The organism is Streptomyces sp. NPDC020958 (assembly GCF_055562175.1).
The window spans coordinates 318996-331165 of sequence record NZ_JBVHFU010000006.1 but is presented as its reverse complement, the minus strand read 5'-3'; the positions used below and the strand labels follow the sequence as shown (position 1 = coordinate 331165).

Annotated in this window: 11 protein-coding genes and 1 pseudogene; 2 read left to right on the top strand and 10 right to left on the bottom strand. The window is 71.3% G+C overall.

The window, feature by feature from the left end:
• Positions 1-12 precede the first annotated feature (12 nt).
• From ruvA to pgsA, 9 genes and pseudogenes are all read right to left on the bottom strand, one after another.
• Entirely contained in the window at positions 13-618 is a 606-nt protein-coding gene (gene ruvA, locus ACZ3KP_RS20810) for a Holliday junction branch migration protein RuvA (RefSeq protein ID WP_358978115.1), read from the bottom strand.
• A complete protein-coding gene (gene ruvC, locus ACZ3KP_RS20805; RefSeq protein ID WP_467501190.1) occupies positions 615-1154 on the bottom strand; it encodes a crossover junction endodeoxyribonuclease RuvC in 540 nt (179 codons plus the stop codon). The genes ruvA and ruvC overlap by 4 nt, the downstream gene beginning before the upstream one ends.
• A 125-nt stretch (positions 1155-1279) precedes the next feature.
• Positions 1280-2032 carry a YebC/PmpR family DNA-binding transcriptional regulator gene (locus ACZ3KP_RS20800; RefSeq protein ID WP_132889258.1) on the bottom strand — a complete coding sequence of 251 codons (753 nt, stop codon included), beginning with the start codon at positions 2030-2032 and terminating at the stop codon, positions 1280-1282.
• A 52-nt stretch (positions 2033-2084) separates the two neighbouring features.
• On the bottom strand, positions 2085-2687 hold the full coding sequence (pdxT, locus tag ACZ3KP_RS20795) for a pyridoxal 5'-phosphate synthase glutaminase subunit PdxT (RefSeq protein ID WP_467501189.1): 603 nt from the start codon (positions 2685-2687) through the stop codon (positions 2085-2087).
• Positions 2687-3592, bottom strand: a complete 906-nt coding sequence (gene pdxS, locus ACZ3KP_RS20790; RefSeq protein WP_132889256.1) for a pyridoxal 5'-phosphate synthase lyase subunit PdxS — start codon at positions 3590-3592, stop codon at positions 2687-2689. The genes pdxT and pdxS overlap by 1 nt, the downstream gene beginning before the upstream one ends.
• Before the next feature lie 118 nt (positions 3593-3710).
• A complete protein-coding gene (locus ACZ3KP_RS20785; RefSeq protein ID WP_467501188.1) occupies positions 3711-4262 on the bottom strand; it encodes a hypothetical protein in 552 nt (183 codons plus the stop codon).
• Positions 4263-4558: 296 nt separating this feature from the next.
• A complete protein-coding gene (locus tag ACZ3KP_RS20780) occupies positions 4559-5719 on the bottom strand; it encodes a glycosyltransferase family 4 protein (protein ID WP_467501187.1) in 1161 nt (386 codons plus the stop codon).
• Entirely contained in the window at positions 5716-6624 is a 909-nt protein-coding gene (locus ACZ3KP_RS20775) for a phosphatidylinositol mannoside acyltransferase (RefSeq protein WP_467501186.1), read from the bottom strand. Before ACZ3KP_RS20775 ends, ACZ3KP_RS20780 begins: the two co-directional genes overlap by 4 nt.
• Positions 6621-7356 (bottom strand): annotated as a pseudogene (gene pgsA / locus ACZ3KP_RS20770) (phosphatidylinositol phosphate synthase). The gene ACZ3KP_RS20775 and the pseudogene pgsA overlap by 4 nt, the downstream one beginning before the upstream one ends.
• A 217-nt stretch (positions 7357-7573) precedes the next feature.
• Between pgsA and ACZ3KP_RS20765 the strand changes: the two are divergent.
• Entirely contained in the window at positions 7574-9772 is a 2199-nt protein-coding gene (locus ACZ3KP_RS20765; RefSeq protein WP_467501185.1) for an elongation factor G-like protein EF-G2, read from the top strand.
• A gap of 161 nt (positions 9773-9933) precedes the next feature.
• Positions 9934-11577: a hypothetical protein gene (locus ACZ3KP_RS20760; RefSeq protein ID WP_467501184.1), complete on the top strand. Its 1644-nt coding sequence runs from the start codon at positions 9934-9936 to the stop codon at positions 11575-11577.
• Between the two features lie 21 nt (positions 11578-11598).
• Here the strand turns inward: ACZ3KP_RS20760 and ACZ3KP_RS20755 are convergent, their stop codons facing one another.
• Positions 11599-12159 (bottom strand): HIT family protein, encoded by a 561-nt coding sequence (locus ACZ3KP_RS20755; RefSeq protein ID WP_132889249.1) that lies wholly within the window; start codon positions 12157-12159, stop codon positions 11599-11601.
• Positions 12160-12170: the final 11 nt, after the last annotated feature.

Genomic DNA, 12170 nt, shown 5'->3' with positions numbered 1-12170 from the left:
AGCGGTGGTGGGTCAGCGGGCGCGGTTGAGGGTCTGGAGGGCGGCCTTCAGGAGCTGGCCCACCTGGGGGGTGCCGCCCGCCGCCTCGGCCTGCGGGGCGACCGCGGTGACGGCCTCGTCGGCCTCCCGGGTCGCGTAGCCGAGGCCGATCAGGGCGGCGTGCAACTGGTCGCGCCAGCCCTGGGTGACGGGCGCGCCGACCGCGGGGGCGCCGATCGGTTCGCCGAGCCGGTCCTTCAGTTCGAGGAGCAGCTTCTGGGCGCCCTTCTTGCCGATGCCGGGGACGGCGACGAGCGCCTTCTCGTCCCCCGTGGCGATCGCGCGGCGCAGTGCGTCGGGGCTGTGCACGGCGAGCATCGCCTGGGCGAGCCGGGGGCCGACGCCGCTCGCGGTCTGCAGCAGTTCGAAGACCTGGCGTTCGTCGTCGTCCGCGAAGCCGTACAGGGTGAGCGAGTCCTCCCTCACCACCAGCGACGTGGCGAGTTTGGCCGGCTGGCCCATCCGCAGCGCGGACAGGGTGTTGGGCGAGCACTGGACGGCGATGCCGATCCCTCCGACCTCGACGACCGCGGAGTCCGGGGCGAGGGCGGCGACCGGGCCGCTGACGAAGGCGATCATGCCGTACGGCCTTTCGTTGCGTTGGCTGTGTGCAGGGCCATGGCCTGCTGGAGTCGGTTCTGGGCGGGGGCGCGCCAGATGTGGCAGATGGCGAGCGCGAGGGCGTCGGCGGCGTCGGCGGGCTTGGGCGGGGCGCTGAGCCGGAGCAGCCGGGTGACCATGGCGCCGACCTGGGCCTTGTCGGCGCGGCCGGAGCCGGTGACGGCGGCCTTGACCTCGCTGGGGGTGTGCAGGGCGACGGGGATGCCCCGGCGGGCGGCGCACAGTATGGCGACAGCGCTGGCCTGGGCGGTGCCCATCACGGTCCGTACGTTGTGCTGGCTGAACACCCGCTCCACGGCGACGAATTCGGGCCGGTGCTCGTCCAGCCACTGTTCGATGCCCTGCTCGATGGCGACGAGGCGATGACCGAGCTCGCCGTCCACGGGCGTCCGTACGACCCCCACGCCGACCATGGTCAGCGGCCGCCCGGCGACGCCCTCGACGACACCGACACCGCACCGGGTCAGCCCGGGGTCCACCCCCAGTACGCGCACCTTGCCCCCTCCCTTCGGTCACCTGTTTGTGCAGGCTAGCGGGTGCCACCGACAACGGCCGACATGGCGACGGGCCGACGGGTGTGTCCCGTCGGCCCGTTGCGTCCGTGCAGCCCGCGGCAGCGCTACGCGTCCACCTTCTCCATGACCTCGTCGCTGACGTCGAAGTTGGCGAAGACGTTCTGGACGTCGTCGCTGTCCTCCAGGGCGTCGATCAGCTTGAAGATCTTCTTGGCGCCCTCCTCGTCCAGTTCGACCTGCATGGTCGGGACGAAGTTGGCCTCGGCGGAGTCGTAGTCGATCCCGGCGTCCTGGAGGGCGGTGCGGACGGCGACCAGGTCGGTGGCCTCGCTGAGCACCTCGAAGGACTCGCCCAGGTCGTTGACCTCCTCGGCGCCGGCGTCCAGGACCGCGCCGAGCACGTCGTCCTCGGTCAGCTCGCCCTTGGGGACGATGACGACACCCTTGCGGTTGAAGAGGTACGACACCGAGCCCGGGTCGGCCATGGAGCCGCCGTTGCGGGTCATGGCGACCCGGACGTCGGAGGCGGCGCGGTTGCGGTTGTCGGTGAGGCACTCGATGAGGACCGCGACGCCGTTCGGGCCGTAGCCCTCGTACATGATCGTCTCGTAGTCGGCGCCGCCGGCCTCGAGGCCGCCGCCGCGCTTGACCGCGGAGTCGATGTTCTTGTTCGGGACCGACTGCTTCTTCGCCTTCTGGATGGCGTCGTAGAGGGTCGGGTTGCCGTCGATGTCGACGCCACCCATCCGGGCCGCGACCTCGATGTTCTTGATCAGCTTCGCGAAGAGCTTGCCGCGCTTGGCATCGATCACGGCCTTCTTGTGCTTCGTCGTAGCCCATTTAGAGTGGCCGGACATCTGCCTGTCTCCTTCGCGTAACCCATCCAAACAACGAACGCCAGAGATCCTACTAGGACTCCGTCGCCCGGTACGCGTGCACCATGTCGACGAACAGGGCGTGCACGCGGTGGTCGCCGGTCAGTTCCGGGTGGAAGGACGTGGCGAGCGCGTTGCCCTGGCGGACCGCGACGATGTGGCCGTCGTGCTCGGCGAGCACCTCGACGTCGGCGCCCACGGACTCGACCCAGGGGGCGCGGATGAAGACGCCCTCCACAGGATCGCCGTCGATGCCGCGCACGTCGACCGCCGACTCGAACGACTCGTTCTGCCGGCCGAAGGCGTTGCGGCGCACGATCATGTCGATGCCGCCGATCGTCTCCTGGCCCGAACGCGGGTCGAGGATCTTGTCGGCGAGCATGATCATGCCCGCACAGGTGCCGTAGACGGGCAGACCGGCCCGCACGCGCGCGCGGAGCGGGTCCATCACGCCGAACAGGACGGCCAGCTTGGAGATCGTGGTGGACTCGCCACCCGGTATGACCAGGCCGTCCACCTCGGCGAGTTCCTCGGGGCGGCGCACCGGCCTGGCCACGGCGTCGGCCGCGGCCAGGGCGACGAGGTGCTCCCGTACGTCGCCCTGGAGCGCGAGCACCCCAACGACGGGAGTGGTCATCACCAGCCCCGGTTCGCGTAGCGCTCGGCCTCGGGGAGGGTGTCGCAGTTGATGCCGACCATGGCCTCGCCGAGGTTGCGGGACGCGTCCGCGATGATCTTCGGGTCGTCGTAGAAGGTGGTCGCCTTGACGATGGCGGCGGCGCGCTTGGCCGGGTCGCCGGACTTGAAGATGCCGGAGCCGACGAAGACGCCCTCGGCACCGAGCTGGCGCATCAGCGCTGCGTCGGCCGGGGTGGCGACGCCACCGGCGGAGAACAGCACGACCGGCAGCTTGCCCAGCTCGGCGACCTCCTTGACCAGCTCGTAGGGGGCCCGCAGCTCCTTGGCGGCGGCGTACAGCTCGTTGTTGTCGCAGCCGCGCAGCTTGGCGATCTCACCCTTGATCTGGCGCAGGTGACGGACGGCCTCCACGACGTTGCCGGTGCCGGCCTCCCCCTTGGAGCGGATCATGGCCGCGCCCTCGGCGATCCGGCGCAGCGCCTCGCCCAGGTTGGTGGCACCGCAGACGAAGGGGGTGGTGAACGCCCACTTGTCGGAGTGGTTGACCTCGTCGGCCGGGGTGAGGACCTCGGACTCGTCGATGTAGTCGACACCGAGGGACTGCAGGACCTGGGCCTCGACGAAGTGGCCGATGCGGGACTTGGCCATGACCGGGATGGAGACGGCCTCGATGATGCCCTCGATCATGTCCGGGTCGGACATCCGGGCGACGCCGCCGTCCTTGCGGATGTCGGCCGGGACCCGCTCCAGGGCCATGACGGCGACGGCGCCCGCGTCCTCGGCGATCTTCGCCTGCTCCGGCGTGACGACGTCCATGATCACGCCGCCCTTGAGCTGCTCGGCCATGCCGCGCTTCACGCGGGCGGTGCCGGTCTCGGGGGCCTGGTTGTCGATGGTGGACACGGGTGACCTCACTCGTCGAAAAGAGGGTTTCTGCGAACATCGAGGAAACGCGAGCGGACCAGTCCACAGCAAGGGCCAATGGGAAGGCCGTGGATCCTTTTGCCGGTCGGCTGCCCCGCTAGAGCGCGCGCTCCGCCAGGGCCGCGGGTGGCTCGTCGTCCATCTCGAAGGCCATGGGGAACGGTGCGTGTCCGGCCAGCCGGAACCAGCGGACCTTGCGGTGTTGGCGCAGCCTGCGGGCCGCGCCGACGGCGTCGTTGTGGAACCGGCGGGCCATCGGCACCCGGCGCACGGCCTCCCCCAGCTCGTTGGCCGCCGCCTCGCCGCCGGGCGCCGCGCGGACCTCCTCCACCTGCTGCGGCTCCTCGAAGACCGCGCGCAGCGCCTGGCTCAGCTCGCTCTCGGCGACCTCCCGCTGCTCCTCCTCGGCCTGGCGGGCGGCGTGCGCGGCCTCGTAGAGCACGATCGAGGCGGCCGGGTCCAGCACCCCCGAGGTGGCCAGCTCCTGGGCGACCGAGGCGCGCCGCAGCAACTGGGCGTCCAGGGCGGCGCGCGCGGCGTCGATCCGCGCGTGCAGCCGGTCGAGCCGCCCGGCGGTCCAGCTCAGGTAGAGGCCGGTCACCACGAGGGCGGCGAGAACACAGAGGGTCCAGACGAGCGTTGCGGTCACGGGCGGAACGGTATAGGAAGCGCCATAGGGGCTGTCCGGCGGATCAGGTCGCAGGAAAGCAAGGGTGGCTCGTCGGCCGAGGTGAGCGGGGTCTGGGGCGTCCGGCTGCACGGCGGGGGAGCCGTGGCCGATCAGCCGCTGCCGCGGCGGGCGACGCGGTGGGGGCACCTCCCGGCCGGAGGCTGGGGGACGTCGGCGACCGACGACAACGCCGCTGGGGGTCCCCCCGCGCCTTTGAGGCAGTGGGGGAGGGCGTGCCGGACCCCGCGCCTGCGGCGTGATCCGCCGGACAGCCCCTAGTCCCGCGCCAGCCCGAACCGGGCCCGGAGCCCCGGGCGTTCGTCCGCCGCCACCGCCGCCGCTCCCGCGGTCACCGTCTCGTAGACGGAGAGGATGTCCGCGCCGACCGTCGACCAGTCGAACCGGCGCACGTGGACGCTGCCGCGCTGCCGCAGCTCCGCCCGGCGCTCCGGGTTCTCCAGCAGCCGTACCGCCGCCTGGGCCAGTGCGTCGGCGTCCTCGTTGGCGAAGAGCTCGCCGGCCGCTCCCTGGTCCAGGACCTGGGCGAAGGCGTCGAGGTCGGAGGCGAGGACGGGGGCGCCCGCGGAGAGGGCCTCCACCAGGATGATGCCGAAGCTCTCGCCGCCGGTGTTGGGCGCGATGTACAGGTCGAGGCTGCGCAGGAAGCGGGCCTTGTCCGCGTCGCTGATCATGCCGAGGAACTCGACGCGGGAGCGCAGCTCGGCGGGCAGGGACTCCACCGCGGCCTCCTCGTCGCCGCGGCCGGCCACCAGGAGCCTGGTCCCCGGGCGGGCGGCGAGGATCGCGGGGAGGGCCTTCATCAGCACCGGCAGGCCCTTGCGGGGCTCGTCGATACGGCCGATGAAGCCGATGGTGCCCCCCTGCCACTCGGGGCGGGGCTCGGCCTTGGCGAAGAAGTCGACGTCGACGCCGTTGGGGATGACGACCGCGTCGCCGCCCAGGTGCTCGACGAGGGTGCGGCGGGCGTACTCGCTGACCGCGATCCGGGCGCTGATCTTCTCCAGGGCGGCCTGGAGGATCGAGTACGCGGCGATCATCGCGCGGGAACGCGGGTTGGAGGTGTGGAAGGTCGCCACCATCGGGCCCTGCGCCGCCCAGCAGGTCAGCAGGCCGAGGGAGGGCGAGGTCGGCTCGTGGATGTGGACCACGTCGAACGCGCCCTCGTGCAGCCAGCGGCGCACCCGCGCGGCGGACAGCAGGCCGAAGTTGAGCCGGGCCACCGAGCCGTTGTAGGGCACCGGGACCGCACGGCCCGCCGAGACGACGTACGGCGGCAGCGGGGTGTCGTCGTCGGCGGGGGCCAGCACGGAGACGTCGTGGCCGAGGCGGATGAAGTACTCGGCGAGGTCACGGATGTGGAACTGGACGCCACCGGGGACGTCCCAGGAGTACGGGCAGACGATGCCGATCCTCACGACGGTCCCTTCGTGGGGTCGAGGTCGGCGAGCCACAGCCGCTGGAGCATGTGCCAGTCCTCCGGATGGTCGGCGATCCCGGTGGCGAAGGCGTCGGCCAGCGCCTGTGTCATGACAGACGTCTTCGAGGTCCGGTCACCTGACTCGGGCACCTCGATCGGGGCGTGGACGCGCCCCTTCATGACGGGGGTGTCGTCGTACCAGAGCGTCACGGGGAGCAGGTGGGCGCCGGTCTGCTGGGCGAGCAGGGCCGGGCCCGCGGGCATCCTGGCGGCGGCACCGAAGAAGTCGACCTCGACGCCGGACTCGGACAGGTCGCGGTCGGCGACCAGACAGACCAGGCCGCCGTCGCGGAGCCTGCGGGCCAGGGTGCCGAAGGCGGAGCCGCCGCTGTGCGGGAGGACCTCCATGCCGAGGCCCTCGCGGTAGGCGACGAACCGGTCGTAGAGGGTCTCCGGCTTGAGTCGTTCGGCGACCGTGGTGAACGGGGTCTTCAGCTCGGTGGTGACCCAGGCGCCCGCGAGGTCCCAGTTGGCCAGGTGCGGCAGCGCGATGATCACGCCCCGGCCGGAGGCGAGGCCGTCGGTGAGGTGGTGGAGGTCCTTGGGGGCGAAACCGGCCCGGACGCGCTGCTCGCTCCAGGCCGGGAGCCGGAAGGACTCCATCCAGTAGCGCAGGTACGACCGCATGCCCGCCCGGGAGAGTTCGCGCAGCCGCTCCGGGCCCGCGTCGGGCAGCACGCGCGCGTAGTTCGATTCGAGCCGTCGCACGCCCTTGCCGCGCCGCTTCCAGGCGAGGTCCGCGAGGGAGTCGCCGAGGCGCACCGCGACGGGCTCGGGGAGCTTCTTGACGGTGCCCCAGCCCATTCCGTACAGGGCGTCGGTGAGCCGCTCCGCGGCGGTCACTGGGTGGCCTCCGTGCCGTGCGAGGCCCGCTCGCCCTCGGCCGCCGCCTCCGCCTCGGCGGACTCGCGGCGCACGGTGACGACCCGCTGCACCAGGGTGACCAGGCTGCCCACGGCGACGATCCACAGGGCGATCGGGAGCAGGATCTGGATGCCCGGGACGCCGAACTTGTGGAATCCGGCCAGACCGGCCGCCACCAGCGAGATGACCAGCCGCTCGGCGCGCTCCACGAGCCCGTTGACGGCGACCGGCAGTCCGATGGACTCGCCGCGCGCCTTGGTGTACGACACCACCTGGCCGCTGGCCAGGCAGAAGATCGAGACCGCGCACAGGACGTCGTTGTCACCGGTGCCCGCGTACCAGAGGGCGAAGCCGCCGAAGATCGCGCCGTCGGCGACCCGGTCCAGGGTGGAGTCGAGGAAGGCGCCCCAGCGGCTGGTGCGGCCCAGCTGGCGGGCCATGTTGCCGTCGACCAGGTCCGAGAACACGAACAGCGTGATCACGATCGTGCCCCAGAAGAACTCGCCCCGGGGGAAGAAGACCAGTGCGCCCGCGACCACTCCGGCCGTGCCGAGGAGCGTGACCGTGTCCGGGCTCACGCCCCGGCGGATGAGAAACGCGGCGAACGGTGTGAGGACACGCGTGAAGAATGCACGCGCGTACTTGTTCAGCATGGCCTTCCCGACGGTCGTTGCGCCGTGCGGCCCCTGCTGGCCACCCCGGCTGGCCCATCGTAGCCACGCGCGCGTGTGTGCGACGGGCGGGCACTCGCGGACGGCCCCCGCGGCCAGGGCCGCCGGGGCCGCTCGGGCACGATCGCGTCCTTCGTATGGACGCACCGTGACAGGAGTGGAAAGCTCGAATGACCGCGGGCGTCGTCGGAGCCGCCACCGCACGCGGCCCGGCCTGCCCGCGCCCAGAGACCTCACCGTGCACGGGAGGCAAAACCATGGGCGACAAGGTCAAGGAACACCCCGGAGCCGCCGGCAGGGCTACGGCGGCCGACCACCCCGCGTCCGTACGGAATGTGGTGCTGGTCGGCCACTCCGGAGCGGGCAAGACGACATTGGTGGAGGCTCTCGCGCTGACCGCGGGAGCGGTGAACCGGGCGGGCCGCGTGGAGGACGGCGGCACCGTCTCGGACTACGACGACATCGAGCACCGGCAGCAGCGCTCCGTACAGCTGTCGCTGGTACCGGTCGACTGGAACGGAATCAAGATCAACCTCCTGGACACCCCGGGGTACGCCGACTTCGTCGGCGAGCTGAGGGCCGGTCTGCGCGCGGCGGACGCGGCCCTCTTCGTCGTCTCGGCCTCCGACGGGGTGGACGGCTCGACCCGGATGGTGTGGGAGGAGTGCGCGGCCGTCGGGATGCCGCGGGCGATCGTCGTCACGCACCTGGAGGCCGCCCGCGCGGACTTCGAGGAGATGACCCGGGTGTGCGCCGAGGCCTTCGGCGGCGACGACCCCGACGCCGTGCTCCCGCTCTACCTGCCGCTGCACGGCCCGCAGGGGCCGGACGGGCACGCACCGGTGACCGGTCTGGTCGGACTGCTCACGCAGAAGCTGTTCGACTACTCCTCCGGGGAGCGCAAGGAGTCCGAGCCCGGGCCCGACCGGCTCCCGGACATCGACGAGGCCCGCAACCGGCTCATCGAGGGGATCATCTCGGAGAGCGAGGACGAGACGCTCATGGACCGCTATCTGGGCGGCGAGCAGATCGACCTCAAGACGCTGATCGAGGATCTGGAGCGGGCCGTCGCCCGCGGCACCTTCTTCCCCGTGCTGGCCGCCGCCCCCGCGGCCGAGGGCGCCCGCCAGGGGCTCGGCACGGTGGAACTGCTGGAACTGGTCACCGGCGGCTTCCCGACGCCGTTCGAGCACCCCACACCCGGGGTCACCACGGTCGACGGCGAGCCGCGCGAGATCAAGCCGTGCGACACCGCCGGTCCGCTGCTCGCCGAGGTGGTGAAGACCGCCTCCGACCCCTACGTCGGCCGGGTCTCGCTGGTGCGGGTCTTCTCCGGCACCCTGCACCCGGACGAGACGGTGCACGTCTCCGGGCACGGGCTGGCCGACCGGGGCCACGAGGACCACGACGTCGACGAGAAGATCGGCGCGCTGTCCACCCCGTTCGGCAAACAGCAGCGGCCCGTCACCCACGTCATCGCCGGTGATCTCGCCTGCGTGGCGAAGCTCGGCCGCGCGGAGACCGGGGACACGCTCTCGGCCAAGGACGACCCGCTGCTCATGGAGCCGTGGGAGATGCCCGACCCGCTGCTGCCGCTCGCCATCGAGGCGCACAGCAAGGCCGACGAGGACAAGCTCTCGCAGGGGCTCGCCCGGCTGGTCGCCGAGGACCCGACCATGCGGCTCGAACAGAACAAGGACACCCACCAGGTGGTGCTGTGGTGCCTCGGCGAGGCGCACGCGGACGTCGCCCTGGAGCGACTGCGCAGCCGCTACGGCGTCCAGGTCGACGTCGTACCGCACAGGGTGTCGCTCCGGGAGACCTTCGCCGGCAAGGCCGCCGGACGCGGCCGGCACGTCAAACAGTCGGGCGGGCACGGGCAGTTCGCGATCTGTGAGATCGAGGTGGAACCGCTGCCCGGCGGCTCGGGCATCGAGTTCGTCGACAAGGTGGTCGGCGGCGCGGTGCCCCGGCAGTTCATCCCGTCGGTGGAGAAGGGCATCAGGGCGCAGGCCGCCAAGGGGGTCGCCGCCGGCTACCCGCTGGTCGACGTACGGGTCACCCTGCTCGACGGCAAGGCGCACTCGGTGGACTCCTCCGACGCCGCCTTCCAGACGGCCGGCGCGCTGGCGCTGCGGGAGGCGGCCGCGGACGCCAAGATCCATCTCCTGGAACCGGTGGCCGAGGTGTCCGTGCTGGTCGGCGACGACTACGTGGGCGCGGTGATGAGTGACCTGTCCGGACGGCGCGGCCGGGTGCTGGGCACGGAGCAGACCAGCGGAGGGCGCACCCTCATCAAGGCCGAGGTGCCCGAGTTCGAGATCGGCAGGTACGCGGTCGACCTGCGGTCCCTCTCGCACGGCACGGCCCGCTTCAGCCGCTCCTACGCGCGGCACGAGGCGATGCCGCCACAGGTCGCCGAGAAGATTCGCGAACAGGTGAAAGAAGCCTCGTAAATCGGCCACACGATCGACAACAGGGCGTTCGGCGGGCGGCTTCGGCCGTCCGCCGACGGTTGTCGGTGGCTGGGGATACTCTGAGTACTTGATCAACAGGTGTGCGGAGTACGGAAGTCGGGAAGGCCGCAGGAGCGGGACGGCGGCAAGTGGGGGCGGGAATGAGCTTCGAGGACTTCTTCGGGCCACAGGTACCGAGGCCGGGCGGCGAGGCGCAGGCCCCGACCTATGCCCTGGCGTCGGCGGCCTACCGGGACACACCCATGGAGGAGATCAAGAAGGCCGACAACGAATGGCACAGGTCCACGGTCAACGAGGGCCGCAGGTGGGCGAAGATCTTCCGGCCGAACTTCGGTGAGGCGTACTCGCAGGCGATCATCGACCGCATGCTGGGCGTCGGCCGCAAGCCGCTCATCCAGTCCTTCGGCAGCGAACCCCAGGTGGTCGTCGAGCACTGCCTCGCCGCCAACCGCATCCGCAAGGAACGCGACCAGCGGCTGACCGCCGTCATGTTCGTGTGCGGTGTGCTGTTCCTGCCCGGCCTGCTGCTCTTCCTGCTCGTCTTCCAGCTCCGGGCGACCATGCTCAAGGCGGACAACAAGCGGGTCTCCGGGCTCGGCAGCGCGCTGCTGGCCGCCGTCGGCGTCCTCGCGGTGCTGTTCATGATCAAGATGCCGTTCGGCGGCTTCTGGGGGTGGTACGCGCGCGGCTGCGTGGTGCTCCCCGTCGTCGGCTGGTACCTGGCCAAACGGCTGTGCGAGCGGACCGCGCAGGACCTGCGCGCCGCCTGGGACGGGCTGCTGTCCGGGGGCAGCGTCGGCGCGAAGGTGCCCGAGGCCGTGCCGACCAGCCCCGACCAGGCCGCCGCCGAGCAGCTGCGGCAGTCGCTGGCCAGGCTCAGCGCCGAGCAGCAGTCCAACTCGGTCTTCTACGCCGGCCCCAAGGGCATACTCGGCATGGGCACCCGCTGGGGCTCCTGGCACCTCGCGGAGGAACTGGTCCCGCTCGACCCGGTCAAGGGCGTCCACGAGTTCCGGGCCTGGACGGTCGTGCGGGAGATCGAGAAGGAACTGAGCGTGCTGCACCGGCAGCACCTGAAGACCGGCGGTTTCCCGGAACCCCAGGTCAGACACTGGATCGTCACCCATGTCGGGGAGGGCGCCAAGGAGGTGTCCCGGCCCGAGGGCACCGACTACAAGGTGGGGCCCAAGGACGTCGAGGACATCTGCAACAACAACCACTTCGACAAGGGCGACCGGCACTACCTGGGCGTGCAGTGGCCGCACCTGTGGAACGGCGAACTGATCATCACGATGATGGCCACCGTGACCGTGCTCAAGGAGACCCTGCGGATCGACGTCACCGGGCACGCCCTCGGTCCGGTCAACGGCCTGTTCAGCGTCAAGCCCGAGGCGCCCACGAAGACGGTCGCCAAGACCGTGCGGTTCTGGGAGACGCGGACCGTCAAGCTGCCGCTGGTCACCCCGGACGAGGTGGTCCGGCTGAGCGCGCGGGCCACCGTCAGCTGGTATCCGCCGCTGCTGAAGTGGCTCGGCGGCTCGATAGGTCTGCCCGAGCCGTTCGGCCTGCGGCACGCGTGGGCCGACCAGCCCTGGAAGCACCGCTTCATGGCCGACGACGCGTTGCGCGCGGCCACGCCGATACTGCGGGCCGTGCACCGGGCGGCGCTGCGGGTGCTCAAGGAGCACGACGTCGACATCGACAAGTTCAGCAGCCGCGCGTCGGTGCTCAGCGGGTCGGTGCAGGACGCCGCGCCGAAGAAGGCGGACACGTACGACGCGTAGCGAGCGGGGCGGGGGCAGGGGTCAGCTCGCCGGCCATGCCTCCGCCAGCATCGTGCGGGTGTCCGCCAGCAGCTGCGGGAGCACCCGGGTGTGGCCCACCACCGGCATGAAGTTCGTGTCGCCGCCCCAGCGCGGGACGATGTGCTGGTGCAGATGGGCGGCGATGCCCGCGCCCGCCACCGTGCCCTGGTTCATGCCGATGTTGAAGCCGTGGGCGCCGGACGCGGTGCGCAGCGCGGTCATGGCCTGCTTGGTCAGCTCGGCGAGTTCCACGGTCTCCGGCCCGGTCAGGTCCGTGTAGTCGGCGACATGGCGGTACGGGACCGTCATCAGGTGTCCGCCGTTGTACGGGTAGAGGTTGAGCACCGCGTAGACGTGCTCACCGCGCCGGACGATCAGTCCGTCCTCGTCCGACTTGGCCGGGATCGAGCAGAAGGGGCAGCCGTCGTCGGCGCCTGGGCCGGTCGGCTTGTTCTCACCCTGGATGTAGGCCATCCGGTGGGGTGTCCACAGGCGCTGGAACGCGTCCTGCGTCCCCACTCCGATCTGCTGTTCCGGCTCACTCGTCATGCTAGGCAGCATATGGCTTCGCC